The organism is Leifsonia sp. fls2-241-R2A-40a (assembly GCF_030209575.1).
Lineage (GTDB): Bacteria > Actinomycetota > Actinomycetes > Actinomycetales > Microbacteriaceae > Leifsonia.
The window spans coordinates 384,290-399,046 of the sequence record NZ_JARVRS010000001.1 but is presented as its reverse complement, the minus strand read 5'-3'; the positions used below and the strand labels follow the sequence as shown (position 1 = coordinate 399,046).

16 protein-coding genes are annotated in these 14,757 nt (G+C 71.3%); 9 read left to right on the top strand and 7 right to left on the bottom strand.

Annotated features, from left to right (window positions below; genetic code table 11):
* Window positions 1-15: 15 nt before the first annotated feature.
* Both QRN40_RS02035 and QRN40_RS02030 read right to left on the bottom strand, forming a co-directional pair.
* A complete protein-coding gene (locus QRN40_RS02035; protein WP_285113815.1) occupies window positions 16-807 on the bottom strand; it encodes a nucleotidyltransferase domain-containing protein in 792 nt (263 codons plus the stop codon).
* Between the two features lie 2 nt (window positions 808-809).
* Window positions 810-2,303: an MFS transporter gene (locus tag QRN40_RS02030; protein WP_285113814.1), complete on the bottom strand. Its 1,494-nt coding sequence runs from the start codon at window positions 2,301-2,303 to the stop codon at window positions 810-812.
* A gap of 42 nt (window positions 2,304-2,345) precedes the next feature.
* On the opposite strand from QRN40_RS02030, the gene QRN40_RS02025 reads away from it, so the two are divergent.
* From QRN40_RS02025 to QRN40_RS02000, 6 genes are all read left to right on the top strand, one after another.
* Window positions 2,346-2,867 (top strand): phosphoribosyltransferase, encoded by a 522-nt coding sequence (locus tag QRN40_RS02025; protein WP_285113813.1) that lies wholly within the window; start codon window positions 2,346-2,348, stop codon window positions 2,865-2,867.
* A gap of 46 nt (window positions 2,868-2,913) precedes the next feature.
* Complete coding sequence (locus QRN40_RS02020; RefSeq protein WP_502878932.1) at window positions 2,914-3,567, top strand: uracil-DNA glycosylase; 654 nt, start codon at window positions 2,914-2,916, stop codon at window positions 3,565-3,567.
* A gap of 35 nt (window positions 3,568-3,602) precedes the next feature.
* Window positions 3,603-4,181: a GNAT family N-acetyltransferase gene (locus tag QRN40_RS02015; protein ID WP_285113811.1), complete on the top strand. Its 579-nt coding sequence runs from the start codon at window positions 3,603-3,605 to the stop codon at window positions 4,179-4,181.
* 90 nt (window positions 4,182-4,271) lie between these two features.
* On the top strand, window positions 4,272-5,348 hold the full coding sequence (locus tag QRN40_RS02010; RefSeq protein WP_285113810.1) for a hypothetical protein: 1,077 nt from the start codon (window positions 4,272-4,274) through the stop codon (window positions 5,346-5,348).
* Window positions 5,349-5,368: 20 nt separating this feature from the next.
* On the top strand, window positions 5,369-5,917 hold the full coding sequence (locus QRN40_RS02005) for a DUF2781 domain-containing protein (protein ID WP_285113809.1): 549 nt from the start codon (window positions 5,369-5,371) through the stop codon (window positions 5,915-5,917).
* A 1-nt stretch (window position 5,918) separates the two neighbouring features.
* Entirely contained in the window at window positions 5,919-6,149 is a 231-nt protein-coding gene (locus QRN40_RS02000; protein ID WP_285113808.1) for a hypothetical protein, read from the top strand.
* Here the strand turns inward: QRN40_RS02000 and QRN40_RS01995 are convergent.
* From QRN40_RS01995 to QRN40_RS01980, 4 genes are all read right to left on the bottom strand, one after another.
* Window positions 6,146-6,481 carry a DMT family transporter gene (locus QRN40_RS01995; protein WP_285113807.1) on the bottom strand — a complete coding sequence of 112 codons (336 nt, stop codon included), beginning with the start codon at window positions 6,479-6,481 and terminating at the stop codon, window positions 6,146-6,148. The two genes, QRN40_RS02000 and QRN40_RS01995, sit on opposite strands and share 4 nt — an antisense overlap.
* Window positions 6,482-6,702: 221 nt before the next feature.
* Complete coding sequence (locus QRN40_RS01990; RefSeq protein ID WP_285113806.1) at window positions 6,703-7,476, bottom strand: hypothetical protein; 774 nt, start codon at window positions 7,474-7,476, stop codon at window positions 6,703-6,705.
* Window positions 7,473-8,390, bottom strand: a complete 918-nt coding sequence (locus tag QRN40_RS01985) for an ABC transporter ATP-binding protein (RefSeq protein WP_285113805.1) — start codon at window positions 8,388-8,390, stop codon at window positions 7,473-7,475. Before QRN40_RS01985 ends, QRN40_RS01990 begins: the two co-directional genes overlap by 4 nt.
* The gene (locus QRN40_RS01980) at window positions 8,387-8,773 is read right to left on the bottom strand and encodes a GntR family transcriptional regulator (protein ID WP_285113804.1); all 387 of its coding nucleotides are present in this window, start codon (window positions 8,771-8,773) and stop codon (window positions 8,387-8,389) included. The genes QRN40_RS01985 and QRN40_RS01980 overlap by 4 nt, the downstream gene beginning before the upstream one ends.
* Window positions 8,774-8,901: 128 nt before the next feature.
* Between QRN40_RS01980 and QRN40_RS01975 the strand changes: the two genes are divergently transcribed.
* From QRN40_RS01975 to QRN40_RS01965, 3 genes are all read left to right on the top strand, one after another.
* Window positions 8,902-10,029, top strand: coding sequence for an alpha/beta hydrolase family protein (locus QRN40_RS01975; RefSeq protein WP_285113803.1), 1,128 nt, complete (start codon window positions 8,902-8,904; stop codon window positions 10,027-10,029).
* Window positions 10,030-10,051: 22 nt separating this feature from the next.
* Window positions 10,052-11,479, top strand: coding sequence for an amidase (locus QRN40_RS01970; RefSeq protein WP_285113802.1), 1,428 nt, complete (start codon window positions 10,052-10,054; stop codon window positions 11,477-11,479).
* Between the two features lie 71 nt (window positions 11,480-11,550).
* Entirely contained in the window at window positions 11,551-12,930 is a 1,380-nt protein-coding gene (locus tag QRN40_RS01965) for a pyridoxal phosphate-dependent decarboxylase family protein (RefSeq protein WP_285113801.1), read from the top strand.
* 30 nt (window positions 12,931-12,960) lie between these two features.
* Here QRN40_RS01965 and QRN40_RS01960 read toward each other — a convergent pair whose 3' ends face one another.
* Window positions 12,961-14,757, bottom strand: coding sequence for a gamma-glutamyltransferase family protein (locus QRN40_RS01960; RefSeq protein ID WP_285113800.1), 1,797 nt, complete (start codon window positions 14,755-14,757; stop codon window positions 12,961-12,963).

Below are 14,757 nucleotides of genomic sequence, written 5' to 3'. Positions count from 1 at the left end.
CGGCGTCAGCCGCGCTCAGTCGTCGGCGACCGCGACGCAGGCGCGCAGCAGCTCCAGCGCTTGCCTACCGTCGCGCACGGTGAACGTCTGGCGTTCTCCCGCGCGATCGCGCACGGCCCGCCGCAGCAGCTCGGCGTGCTCCGGCCAGCGCTCGGCCGCATAGTCCGCGGCCGCCGTCTTGGTCAGCACTTCGCCGGTGTCGATCGTGGCGACCAGCCGGATGGGGCCCAGGGCGACCCAGCGGACCGTCTCCGGCCGCAGCGGCGCGTCATCCTGCCGCTCGGAGAGCTCCTTCTCGAGGCTCTCGCCGATGCGCTGCCAGTAGTCGACCAGATTGTTCCGCGAGAACGCGACGACGCCCTGCGGACTGCCGGGGTGCCGGTCGGCCACCGGCGTCCAGATCACGTCGCCGCCGTCGACGACGCCCTGGACGCCGGACTCGAGTTCGCGCCAGGTGATCCAGCTGAGCTGCGCGCCTGCCAGTGCGGAGACGAGGACGCCCTCCACCACCTGGGGCGCCGTCTGCACGATGTCCGGCCCCCGGGCGAGTTCCGACTCGGTCAGGTAGACGCCGTCGATGTGCGGCTCGGAGGAGGCGTGCAGCTCCGCGAGCGCGGGGAGGTCGTCGACGGGATCGCGCGTGACCACGAAGACGACGTCGATGTCGCTGACGCCGGGATGCCAGTCCCCGGCGGCTGCCGATCCGGTGACGACCGCGCGGCTCACCAGGCCCGGGGCGACGCGTCGTTGTTCCAGGAGGAACTGCGTGAGAGCATCGGCGACGGCGGGAGGCAGCTGCGCGTTCATTGTCACTCCAAAGCGGATAGTTCGGGTTCGGGTTCCGCGGATCCGGCGGGCTCCGCGTCGGCGAACGCGAGGCGCGGCACGAAGAACAGCAGCACCGCCGCGACGAGGGCGCCCAGGCCGCAGATGGTCCACACGATCATGTAGCCGAAGAGGCTGGCGGCCGTGGCCGTCACGGTGGCCGCACCGGCCAGCAGCACGACCCCGAAGACTGCGGAGGCGAAGGAGCCGCCGATCGTCTTGGTCGTGTTCGTCAGAGCTGTCGCGACACCGGTCTGCCCGCGTGGCGCTGCTGCCGCTGCGGCGGCGGGGAGGGCCCCGACGAGGGCGCCCGAGCCGAGGCCCGCTACGCCCATGTTGGTGAACACCTGCCACGTCTCCAGATGGAACGGCAGGAAGAGCAGGTACCCGATCGCGACCAGGAACGACGCGCCGATCAAGGTCACGCGGGGTGTCAGCCACGAGGAGACCAGCGGGAAAAGCAGTGCGCCGACGATCATCGAGATCAGGTAGGCGCCGATCAGGATGCTGCGCTGGCCGGCCGTGAGCCCGAGGCCGTAGCCGTTCGCTGGGTCCGTCCCGGCGTACGTGCTGAGCGGGGCCTGGGCGCCGAGCAGGCTGATCCCGATGAGACCGGCGGTCAGCTGCACCGGCCACATGGAGGGTCGGCGCAGCACCCGCAGGTCGACCGCCGGGTCCGCCTGCCGCAGCTCCCACCGCCCGAACGGGATGAACGCGAGCACCCCCAGAAGGATGAGCGCCCATACCCACCAGGTGCCCACGCCGTTGAGGCGGAGGAAGGTCAGCCCGGAGGTGATGAGCAGCAGACCCAGAGCGAGGAGGGTGAATCCGACGCCGTCGAGCGTGCGCCCGGGCACGGGCTCGGATTCGGGCACCCCGAAGAGGATGGCGAAGAACACGAGCGTGACGGCGACCGCCGGGACCATCAGGGTCAGTGTGACGTCGCCGCCCAGGGCCTCGAAGAGGAGCCCGGCGCCGATCGCACCCACGATCGCTCCCGCCTCCAGGGCCACCACGAGCAGTCCGGCCGCGCGGCGGGTCCCCGAGGCGGCGGCGCCGGTGCGCCGGCCCCGGTCGAAGATCAGGGCGACCTCGAGCGGCAGCCACACGACGTAGAACCCCTGCAGGGCGAACGCCAGCAGATAGCTGACGAAGTCGCCGGAGAACGCGAGCGCCCAGCTCGCCAGCGCGGTCAGCACCGTGGCGATGAGCAGGATGCGCTTGTGGCCGAACATGTCGCCGAGCTTCGCGAGCACCGGCACGACCAGGGCCGACACCAGCAACTGGGCGGCCTCGAACCAGTTGTAGTCGGCGTCGCGGATGCCCAGGTGGTGCACGATGTCGGAGATCAGAGGGACGTAGTACCCCTGCAGGATGCCGCTCGTCAGCTCCACAAGGGCGAGCCAGCCGATGAGGCCTGCCGTTGCACCGATCGCGACCGTCGCCCTGCGCTGAGCCGACGTCTTCTCCGGGGTCATGCGCGGATGCTAACACCAGCACGCCCCCGGTACGGTAGAGCAATGGCCAGCGAACTCGACGATTCCGGAGCAGACGTCCTTCAGGAGACGGAACGGGAGGTCCTGGGCTGGCTCGAGTTCGGCGAGGCCTCTCGTCACCTGGCCGGCGAGGTCGTCGAGTCCGGGTTCGAGCCGGACATGGTCGTGGCGATCGCGCGCGGCGGTCTGCTGCTGGCCGGCGCCATCTCCTACGCGCTGGGGATCAAAGCCTGCGGCGCGCTCAACGTCGAGTTCTACACCGGCGTCGACACCCGGCTCCCCGAGCCCGTCGTGCTGCCTCCGCTGCTCGATGCGGCCGCCCTGGACGCCAAGCGTGTGCTCCTCGTCGACGACGTCTCCGATTCGGGCCGCACCCTCGCGATGGTGGTCGACCTGATCGCCGCCTCCGGTGCCGACGTGCGCACCGTCTGCCTCTACTCGAAGCCGCGCACCGTGCTGGAGCCCGACTTCGTGTGGCGCCGCACGGACCGCTGGATCACGTTCCCGTGGTCCGCTCTCCCGCCGGTCACCGCCGCCACGCACTGAGCCCCGCGTGCCGAAGTCGCTCGCCGAACTGGCTGCCGACGGGTCGATGGACCCGGGCTGGGCCGCCGCCCTCGAGCCCGTCGCCGGCGACATCGCCGCCATGGGCGAGTTCCTTCGCGCAGAGGTCGCGGCGGGCCGCTCGTATCTTCCCGCGGGGGATGTCGTGCTGCGGGCGTTCAGCGCCCCGCTCGCGGATGTGCGCGTGCTGATCGTCGGGCAGGATCCGTATCCCACCCCAGGGCATCCCATCGGACTCTCGTTCGCCGTTGAGCGCCACGTGCGCCCGGTGCCCCGCAGCCTGCAGAACATCTACCGCGAGCTGCGCGACGACCTCGGCGTCACCCCGCCCACGCACGGCGACCTGAGTGCGTGGTCCGGTCACGGCGTCATGCTGCTCAACCGCGTCCTCACGGTCCGGCCCGGGGAGCCGGCCTCGCACCGCGGGAAAGGATGGGAGGCGGTGACCGAGCATGCCATCCGCTCGCTCGTCGCGCGTGGCCGTCCGTTCGTGTCGATCCTGTGGGGAAGGGACGCCTCGACGCTGAAGCCGCTCCTGGAGGGGAACCCCTTCATCGAGTCGGCGCATCCCAGCCCGTTGTCGGCCTCGCGCGGGTTCTTCGGGTCGAAGCCCTTCTCCCGGGCCAACGCCCTGCTGGAGCAGGCCGGCGAGAAACCCGTGGACTGGACGCTCGAACCGTAACGCGCACGCAATACGAGCGACGTAGGCTTGTCGACGTGCTGGAAGAGGAATACCAGGAGCGCCGAGTGCTCCCGCGCCACCTGCGCAAGCCGCCGCCGTCGGAGGCGCCGTTCGAGTACGCCCTCCGCGAGGCGCGCCCGGAGGATCTCCCGCACATCCGCGAGATCTACAACCACTACGTGGCCAACAGCACCGTCACCTTCGATGAGGATGCGATGACGCTGCGCGAGTGGAAGAGCAAGTTCGCCTACCTGAAGAAGCTCGGGATGCCGTTCATCGTCGCCGAGTCGCCGAACGGGCAGATCCTCGGCTATGCGCTGGTGCAGCCGTGGAAGCAGAAGCGCGCGTACCGCTTCACGGTCGAGAACTCGATCTACCTGGGGGCCGCCTCCACGGGCAAGGGTCTCGGACCGGTCCTGATGCAGGAGCTGATCGACCGTTCGAAGGCCGCCGGCCTCAAGGAGATCATCGCGGTCATCGCCGACAAGGGCGCAGAGGCGTCGATCCGGATGCACGAGAACTTCGGCTTCACGGAGATCGGCCGGATGGGTCGCGTCGGCTACAAGTTCGACCGCTGGCTCGGCACCGTGCTCATGCAGAAGTCGCTGAAGTAACTCTTCGGCAACGCCCATCCCTCGCGGCTCAGCGATGCGCTAGCCTCGCGGTGCGCGCCCTCGTCGGCGCGCATTCCTAGGGGGGAATATATGAACAGGACTCGTGCCGGCGCGCTCGCCGGAATGGCCATCGTGGTGGCGCTGCTGGGGGGCTGCGCCGCACCGCACCCGGGGGGAACGGGCGACCCGGCCCCCTCGCGCACCGCGACGCCGACGCCGACACCGGCGGCTGCATCCAAGCCGACCAGCCGCGTGCCGCTGACGTGCGACCAGCTGGTACCGCCGGCCGTCGTCGAAGCCGCCTTCCGGGCGCCCGTCACCGCAGTCACGGCCGATCCCGTGCACAACCCCGCGGCCTACGCGGACACGCGCGACGGCGGCCTGCGCTGCACCTGGGCGGAGGGGGATCCCGCAGAGCCGCTCGGCCAGAAGAAGCTCTACGGATGGGTCACCGTCGTTCCCGGTGTCACGCACCAGGCTCTGGAGGACTACCGAGGCAGCATCGACGTCGGCGGCCTGGACGAACCGCTGGGGACGGAACCGGACACGTATTCCATGTGCTCGCCGACCTTCTTCCAGCTGTGCGGTTTCTTCGCGCGCACGCCGGACTACGGCGTCCACGCCGGCGTGTGGGACTACGGCGCGGCCACCTACGACAGCCAGTCCGCATGGGTCGACGCGGTCTCCTCGGCCGTCCTGCCCGCTGTGCGCGCGCTGCCCACGCCGGAACCGTTGTGGCAGCCCGAGGGCGCCACGCTCCGCGGTGCGCAGAACTGCGACCAGCTGATCGGCGAGGATGCGCTGAGCGCGATCCTGGGGGAGGAGGCGACCGTCTCGAAATCGGACGACGGTGAGAACGCGTTGTCGACGATGGGCGTCAACCGGCTGGTCGGCTCGTACAACTGCATCTGGTCGACCCGGGGCCCGTCGTCCGTGTCGGTCTCGGCGTCCGTCCTCCCCGGAGGGGCGAGCTATGCCGAATCCACACGTCCCGCCGACGCCACGGACGTGTCCGGCCTGGGCGAGTCCGCCTATCGGACCGGTACGGAGCTCGATGTCATCGCCGCGCACGGCTGGGTGCAGGTCGAAGGCTCCGACTCGGTGGACGAGGGGAAGTCGGCGGCGATCATGCGGCAGGTGCTGATCAACGTGGGCTACACGGGCTGACCGGCGCTAGGCTCACGCTCGTGACCACCGTGACCCCCGGAACCGGCCAGGTCGCCTCCGCCGCTGCGGCGACGCCGGTGAACCTGCCGTTGCGCAAACGTCCCGTCGACATCTTCTTCATCGTGATGTTCTCGCTGTTCATCGTGACGTGCATCATCAGCGACGCCATCCCGACGCTCGGGATCCCGCAGACCGCGACGACGACGAACATCCTGGCCCAGTGGAACTACACGTACTCGTCCCAGTACGACCCGCTGTACATGCAGGAACCGCTGTGGCTGCGGTTCATCACCGGCACGAGCGCGTTCGTCTACCTGCCGTTCTACGTGCTGCTGGTGATCTGCCTGGTGAAGGGCTTCAACTGGATCCAGCTGTTCGCCGTCATCTACGCGACCATGATCATCAGCCTGACGGCCATCCCGATCTTCGGCGTGGAGTTCTTCGGGCCCGTCGGCCAGCGCACGCCGAACCCGGTCGTGTTCCTGCTGTACAACGGGCCGTACGTGCTCGTCCCGCTGCTGCTGCTCATCCGGATGCGCAAGCCGCTGCCCTTCACGAGGAGGTTCTGAGATGCCCCTGCTGGAAGACCTGACGGTGTACGAGGACGGCGACCGGTTCGAGGTGTACGACCACTCGTTCCCCGACGAGGACGCGGAGCTCGGCAGGGGACGCCTGCTCGGCGAGATCACCGTGACGCCCGAGGGGGAGTACGTGCCGTCGGGACCCGGCGCGGTGTACGAGTACATCCCTCCGGCGCGCACGCTGGACGAGGCGCTGGAGGCGTTCGTCGGCTCCGCTTAGGCGGGGTGCCGGGCGCCGAGCTCCAGCAGCCCGACGCCGCCGATCACCAGCACGAGGCCGGCGAGCTGCACCCAGGTGAGCGACTCCTTGAAGAACACCCACGAGATGATCGCGATCGCGGCGACGCCGACGGCCGACCAGATCGCGTAGGCGATCCCGAGCGGGACGCCGCGCCCGAGGGCGAGCGACAGCGCGAAGAACGACGCGAAGTAGCCGACGACGACGATGACGAACGCCCACCACTTGGGGTTGTCGCCGGAGGTGAACTTGAGGAACGTCGTCGCGACGACCTCGGTCGCGATCGCGACCCCGAGGAAGAGATAGCCCAGCACGGGACACACGCTAGCGAAGGCGGCGGTCGGGCGTCGCCTTGCCGCCGGCTATGAGTTCACCGGGCGTTCGTTCCACGGCCGTCGCGGCGTCGTAGCCTGACGGCGCCGAGATCGTCGGACGGCGCGGTCACCGCTCCGGCCGAGTGAGGCCGATGGCATAAACCGTGGCCGGGAGCGCATCGCTCCCGGCCACGTCCATGCCCGGCGCCGGCCGGCGCGCGTCAGCTGCGCGGGGTGGCGCGACCCAGCACGAGATAGCCGGCGACCGCGGCGAGGGCCGTCGGGATGAGCAGCCAGGTGGCGACGCCGACCGGCCCGCTCGCGGCGAACCACTCGCCGACCGCCGGCCAGCTCTGCGTGAAGGTGATGAGCGCGACGGCACCCACCAGCACCAGGGCGAGCACCGCGCCCGCGACGAGGATGCCGTTCATCCGCCACCGCATGAACAGTGCCGCCGAGAAGGCGCCCACCGCGAACATGAACAGCATCGTGACGAACGCGATGAACAAGCGTTCACCGAAGTTCGCGCCGGCGAAGTACACCGACGTGAACAGGTGGCCGCCGAGGCCCCACCCGTTCGTCCACTCCTCGATCGCGGAGAGCACTGTGAAGCCGAGGGAGTAGCCGGCGGCGAGCAGCAGGAACGTCAGCCCCGACCCGAGTGCGAAGTCGCGACGGGTGGCGCTGTAGCCGAGTGCGAACGAGAACGTGGCGGAGATCACCTGGATGCCGATCACCAGCATGTAGACGAAGATGTAGAACGCCGCGCCGCTCCACTGCGTGCCGTCCATCGCCTCCGCACGGTCGGCCGGAGCGGTCGCCGCCCAGATGATCCACCAGATCAGCCAGTTCACCAGCCAGATGAACGACATGATCAGGACGGGGATCCAGATGACGCTCCACTTGTTGACGACGTTGAGCCGCACCACGCGCCAGATGCGCTGCCCGGCGGCGGGGGCGGCGATGAGCGTGGGGGCGGGGGTTGCGGCGGTCATGCGGTCTGCTCGATTCCTGTCTCACGGACGTCGGTCCTGCGGACGATCAACTGCTGGAGGGAGACCGGTGCGAGCTCCAGTCCGGCGGCCGCGGCCTGAGCGCGGTCGGACGGGCCGAGGCCTGCCACGGTGACGGAGGCGAGGCCGCCGATGCCGTCGCGGTGGATGACCTCGCGGCTTCGGACGAACTCGTCGACGGCGCTCCGCGGTCCCACCACGGTGCTCGCCGACGTGCGCAGCGTCTCGGCGTCCTCATCCATCAGGATGCGGCCCCGGTCGATGACGATGACGTGCTCCAGCAGGTTGGCGACTTCGTCGATGAGGTGCGTGGAGAGCACGACGGTGCGCGGGTGCTCGGCGAAGTCTTCGAGCAGCCGATCGTAGAAGAGCTGCCGGGCGACCGCGTCGAGACCGAGGTACGGCTCGTCGAAGAACGTCAGCGGTGCCCGGGAGGCGAGCCCCACGATCACGCCGACGGCGGACAGCTGGCCGCGGGACAGCTTCTTGATGCGGCGGTTCAGCGGGAGGCGGAACTCGTCGACCAGCTGCTCCGCGAACTCGGCGTCCCAGTTCTCGAAGAACCACGGCGCGCTGCGCAGCACGTGCTTGGGCTGGAAGTCGTCCGGGTAGCGCTGGCTCTCCTTGATGAAGCAGATGTTCTGCAGCACGCGTGCGTTCTCGGTCGGCTTCTCGCCGAACACGTGGATGTCGCCGCGCGTCGCGAAGTCCTGCCCGGTGATGAGCTGCATGAGCGTGGTCTTCCCGGCGCCGTTGCGGCCGAGCAGCCCGTGGACGCGGCCGGGCTTGATGGTCAGGGAGACGTCGTCGATCGCGGTGAACGACCCGAACCGCTTGGTCAGGCCCGATACCTGCACCGCGGGTGCGATGGAGGTCGGTGCGGGGGCGGCGCTCATGCGCGCACTCCTCTCGTCTGGACGGCCGGCTGGGCGGCCGTGTGGATCATCCGGGTGAGCTGGTCGGGGTCGATGCCGAGCTTGGCGGCCTCGACGAGCAGGGGGCGGAGGTACTGGTCGCTGAAGGCGTCGCGCCGCTTGGCCACGAGCCGCTCGCGCGCTCCGTCGGAGACGAACATGCCGATTCCTCGCTTCTTGTAGAGGACCCCCTCGTCGACCAGGAGGTTCACGCCTTTGCCCGCCGTCGCGGGGTTGATCCGGTAGAAAGCGGCGAACTCGTTCGTGGACGGCACCTGGGTCTCGGCGGGGTACACCCCGTCGATGATGTCGTTCTCGATCTGTTCGGCGATCTGGACGAAGATCGGCTTGCCTTCGTCGATCATCCGAGCTTCACCGGTTCATTACTCATGTAACTAACCAACCAGGTGCACGCGGTCGTTGTCAAGACCCGGTTCCGCCGTCATGAAGCGGGAGACGGATTCGTCCTACGGGTATGGGGATACTCGCTGCGGTGCTGGGCGCAGGGCTGCTCTCGCTCCTCGCCTGGTGGGCGGTGCGCCGCGTCGGAGTGGCCTACGCGCGAGCGGTCGTGGCGCCGCGCCCGGGAGCGCTGACGCGCATCCACTCGAGCACCGACACCACGGTGACGCTCGAAGCCGACCGGCGGACGCTTCACCGGGGGCAGTTCGGTCTCTGGTTCGGGAGCGCCGGTCACGCCGTGGTCGGCCCGGCGAAGGCCCACGACCGGACCACCGGGACGGTGACGCGCGAACTGCTCACGGTCAGCGGCGACCTCGCGTCGGCGCGGCGAGGCCACTGGACGGCCCACGTCCACCCGGACCCGGCGTCGCTGCGGCGGTGCCACCGCGAGATCGGGCTCGAGGTGGCCGGCGGCACCGCGCCGGCCTGGCTGATCGAGCCGAGCGAACCGGGACGTCCGGCTCCGGTCTGGGCCATCCACATCCACGGCCTGAACACCACGCGGGTGACGGTGCTGCGGTCGGTGCCCGCCACCGACGCCCTGGGGATCCCGTCGCTGGTCGTGTCCTTCCGGGGCGACGGCGAGGCGCCGGATGCGCCGGGCGGCGTCTCCGCGCTCGGGCAGACAGAGTGGGAGGACGTGGAGGCGGCCATCGCCTACGCACTCGATCACCAGGCACAGCGCATCGTGCTGGTCGGATGGTCGCTGGGCGGCGCGATCGCTCTTCAGCTGGCGGAGCGCAGCGTCCACCGGGCCGCCATCGACCGGCTCGTCCTGGTCGGCCCCGTCACGGACTGGCGTGCCGCCATCCGGCACACCGCGGTCGATCAGGGCGTCGCCGGCTGGGCGGCCCCGCTCGCGATCCGGGCACTGGGCGACCGGCGCATGAGTGCGCGTGCCGGCCTCCCCGAGCCGATCGTGTTCGACCGGCTGGATTGGGTGCGGCCGGGCCGGCTCGCGGTGCCGGCCCTCGTCATCCACTCGGACGGCGACAGGGTGGTCCCGTTCTCGTCGTCCGTGATGTTCGCGATGGCGAATCCGCAGCTGGTACGCCTCGTCGAGCTGCCGCCGGCCGAGCACGGCTGGGAGTACAACGTCGACCCCGCGGCGTTCAACCGGGCCATCATCGACTTCCTGCAGGCGCCGCGCGACGGGTGATCGGCTCGGATAGCCTGAGCCCATGGCCGACCTCCACGAGCTGACTGCACTCGCGCTCTGGCAGGAGCTCCAGACGGGGCGCGTCTCGCCCCGAGAGCTCGCCTCGCACTACCTCGACCGCATCGAGCGTCTCAACCCGGAGTTGGGCGCCTTCGTCACAGTCACGCGGGAACGCGCCCTCCAGCGCGCCGACGAAGTCGCCGAACGCGTCCCGAAGACCGCACCGCTGTGGGGGCTCCCCTCCGGCGACAAAGACCTGTGGATGCGCGCCGGCGTGCCGACGGGCTTCGGGTCGCGCGCCATGGCCGACTTCGTGCCGGAGACCAGCGACGAGATCGTCGAGACTCTGGACGAGGCCGGCGCCGTCAGCCTGGGCAAGACGAACGCGCCGGAGTTCGGGCTTCCCGCCTACACCGAGTCGCTGGCGGCTCCGCCCGCCCGCAACCCGTGGAACCCGGAGCGCGGCGCAGGAGGGTCGAGCGGGGGAGCCGCGGCCGCGGTGGCGGCGGGGATGCTCCCGTTCGCCCCGGGCTCTGACGGCGGCGGATCCATCCGCATCCCGGCCGCGGCCTGCGGGCTGGTCGGTTTGAAGCCGTCGCGCGGTCTCGTCCCGGCGGGCAGCGGTATCGCCTCCCTCGCTGGGCTCGTCGTCGACGGCCCGATCGCCCGCACGACGACGGATGCCGCCCTCCTGCTCGACGGGATGATCGCGAAGCGCAACGGGCGGATCGACCACCACTACACGCTGCGCGCGCCGTACGACGACGACGGTCCGTTCCTCGGCACGGCCGTGCGCGGCGAGGGTCGGTACCAGCTGGGCGTCATGACGACCTCCGCCTGGGACGGCGCCTACGACATCGCGATCGCGCCGGAAGCGACCGACGCGCTCGCCGCGGCGGTCGACGCGTTCGCGTCGCTCGGTCATGGGGTCGAGGAGACGGCGCTCGAACCGGACGACACCTACGCACCGGCCTTCCGGACGATCTGGCAGGCGGGCGCGGCGCGCATCCCGGCCGAGGGAGAAGTGCTCGACCTGCTCGAACCGCTGACCGCGTGGCTGGTCGAGCGGGGGCGCGCCCTCAGCGCGCGCGAGCTCAGCGAGGCCCTGTCGACGCTCACCGCGTACGAGCGTTCGTTCATCAGGCAGCTGTCGTCCTTCGACGCCGTGCTGACGCCCGCGATGGCGATGACCCCGCGTCCGATCGGCTGGTACGACCAGCAGGACGGGGAGCGCAACTTCGAGCAGCAGGTCCAGTACACCCCCTTCACGTCGATGCTCAACGTGACCGGCCTCCCGGCGATCGTGCTGCCCGTGTCGCAGACGGACGACGGCCTTCCGATGGGCGTTCAGCTGATCGGCCGGCCGGGCGGGGAGCGGACCCTGCTGTCGCTCGCCACCCAGCTGGAGCGCCGCATCCGCTGGGCGGACCGCCGTCCGCCGGTCTGGTAGGTCCGACGGCGTCCTGTTTCGCGTCCGGCACTCCCTGGCCTCGCGGCATCGGCCGCCGCTAGCATGCGCGTGTGAGCGATCGGGAAGCGTACGGCCCGGCCCTCGACGATGCTGTCTCGCTCGCCGGGCGCTGGCTCGGCGGTGTGCGCGAGGAGAGCATCCCGCCGACGGCCGATGTGGATCAGGTGAAGGATGGGCTGGGGCGCGAGCTGCCGGACCGGGGTCCGGGGGCGCCGGAGGTGCTGCGGCGCATGGCCGAGGCGATCGAGCCGGGACTGATGCGGATCGGGTCGCCGCGCTTCCACGGCTGGGTCATGGGCGGTGTCCAGCCCGTGTCGCTCGGGGCCGACTGGCTCGTCTCCGCATGGGACCAGAACACCGGACTGCGGACGGTGACCCCGGGTGTCGTCGCGGCGGAGGAGCTGGCGGCCGCCTGGCTGAACGACGTGCTCGGCCTGCCGACGACCGCGGAGGTCGGTTTCGTGACGGGTGCGACGGTCGCCAGCCTGGTCGGCCTGGTCGCCGCGAGGGATGAGGTGCTCCGGCGCGCGGGCTGGGATGCCGCCGCGCAGGGGCTCGCCGGGGGGCCGCGCATCCGATTCCTCGTCGGGGCGGAGCGGCATGGATCGGTGGACAGCTCGGGCCTCGTCGCGGGCCTCGGACGCGGCCGGGTGGTCGAGGCGGACGACCAGGGCAGGATGCGCGCGGACGCGCTGCGGGCGGCGCTCGCCGAGGGCAGTGGCCCGGCGATCGTGTGCCTGCAGGCGGGGAACATCCACTCGGGCGCATTCGATCCGCTGGGGGAGCTCACCGATATCGCGCACGAGGCGGGGGCGTGGGTGCACGTCGACGGCGCGTTCGGGCTGTGGGCCGCTGCCGCGCCGGGCCTGCGGCACCTGACCTCGGGTCTCGAACGCGCCGACTCCTGGGCGACGGATGCGCACAAGACGCTCAACGTGCCCTATGACTGCGGGATCGCGGCCGTGGCCGACGCGGAGGCGCTGCACCGGGCGGTCGCGCAGCACGCAGCGTACCTGGCGTCGTCGGCCGACGTCGCCGACCCGGCGGACCGCGTGCTGGAGCTGTCGCGCCGTGCGCGCGGGCTGCCCGTCTACGCGACGCTCGCCCAGCTCGGACGGGACGGCGTGGCCGAGCTGGTGCAGCAGCTCGCCGACTCCGCGCAGGTGATCGCGGACGGCATCCGCGCGATCCCCGGGGCCGAGGTGCTCAACGACGTGGTCTACACGCAGGTGTGCGCGGCGTTCGGGACCGACGAGCGAACCCGCGCGGTCGGCGCGGCGTTGCTGGCCGGAGGCGACGCCCTCGCCTCGCCGTCGGTGTGGCACGGACGGGCCGTCCTGCGGTTCTCGGTGAGCAACTGGCTGACGGATGCCGCGGAGGCCGGGCGAACGGTGGCGGCGGTGCGTCGCGCGGTGGAGGCGGCGGGCTGACCTTCTCCGGTCGAGTGCGGCCGGCGGCATTCAGCGCCCTGCCGCGTACCCCTGCATCCCGCGTGGATTGGCCGCCGCCGAGAGCAGTCCGGTCGCCGGTTCGCGGCTCACCGAGCTCAGCCGTCCCAGCGTCCAGTCGCCGGCGCGCGTCACCCGGTGGCCGCGCGCTTCGAGCGCCGCGATGACCGCGTCACCCAGCCGGTCCTCGACCACGGCACCGGCGGGCTCCCACGTCCGCGGCCAGAACGACTCCGCGATCGACGTGGTGTGCAGGGCGGGAGCGTCGATCGCCTGCTGCGGGGTGTAGCCGCCGACGATCGTGCGCAGCAGGTAGAGCAGCTGCCACTGGTCCTGCTGGTCGCCGCCCGGGGACCCCAGCGCGGTCACCGGCACCCCGTCGCGCAGCACGATCGTGGGGGTGAGCGTCGTGCGCGGACGGCGGCCCGGGACGAGGGTGGAGGCGCCGCCCTCTTCCAGCCAGGTCATCTGCAGGCGCGTGCCGAGGCAGAATCCGAGCTCCGGGATGGTCGGCGACGACTGCAGCCAGCCGCCGGACGGCGTCGCCGACACGATGTTGCCCCAGCGGTCGACGACGTCGATGTGGCAGGTGTCGCCGCGCGTCTCGCCGCTGCGGGAGACCGTCGGCTCGCCGACGCCTTCACTCGCGACGCCCGACGGCGGCGTGTACTCCGTCCGGAGCGGGAGCGCGAACGGCTCGACGCCGGGGACCGCGCCGGGCCGGAACTCCGCCGACGCCCGCTCGCCGATCAGCGCGCGGCGCTCGGCGGCGTACGCGGGGGAGAGCAGGGTGTCGAGCGGCACCTCCGTGTCGCCGAAGTAGGCGTCCCGGTCGGCGTACGCGAGCTTCTGGGCCTCCAGCACCGTGTGCGCGCCGAGCTCGGTCGAGGGGTCGAGCCGCTCGTCCGGGAAGCCGTCCAGGATGGCGAGGGTCTCCAGCAGCGCCGGGCCCTGGCCCCAGGCGCCCGTTTTCGCGATGGTGTGACCGCGGAACTCCAGGGTCACCGCATCCTCGTAGCCGGCCCGGTAGCCGGCGAAGTCGGACTCGGCGATCACGCCGGCATGGTCGGCGCCGTCCGAGTGGCGGTGCGGAGTGCGGACGAAGGCGGCGATCGCCTGGGCGACCGTCCCCGTGGCCCACTCGGTGCGGGCCGCTTCGATGCGCTCCTCCCGCGTCGCCGCGCCGTCGCCTGCCGCGATCAGGCCGCGGAGCACCCGTGCGTAGGCGGGGTCGACGACGAGGTCGCCCGGCTCCGGGATGCGACCGCCGGGCATCCAGCGCTCCGCCGACGTCGGCCAGTGCTCGGCGAAGAGCGGCGCCACGCGCCGGATCGTCGCACACACCCGCTCCAGCACGGGATGCCCGCCCTCGGCGTAGCCGATGGCGAACGCGAGCACGTCCGCCAGTTCCCACGTGCCGTGGTCCTTCAGGAGCAGCAGCCACGCATCGACGGCGCCCGGGACGGCCGCGGCCAGAGCGCCCGAGCCGGGCACCAGCTCCAGTCCCTCGGCCAGATAGTGCTCGCGCGTCGCGCCGGCCGGGGCCGGTCCCTGGCCCGAGAGCACCACCGGCGTCGGGTCATCGGCCGTGGCGAAGAGCGCCACGAGGTCGCCGCCCGGACCGTTGAGGTGCGGTTCGACGACGTGCAGCACGAACGCACCGGCGGCTGCCGCGTCGAACGCGTTGCCGCCGCGCTCCAGCACGGCCTGGGCCGCCGCCGTCGCCAGCCAGTGGGTGGATGCGGACATCCCGAACGTGCCCTGCAGGGTGGGGCGCGTCGTGAACGCGGGAGGCGGCGTGAAGGCCAT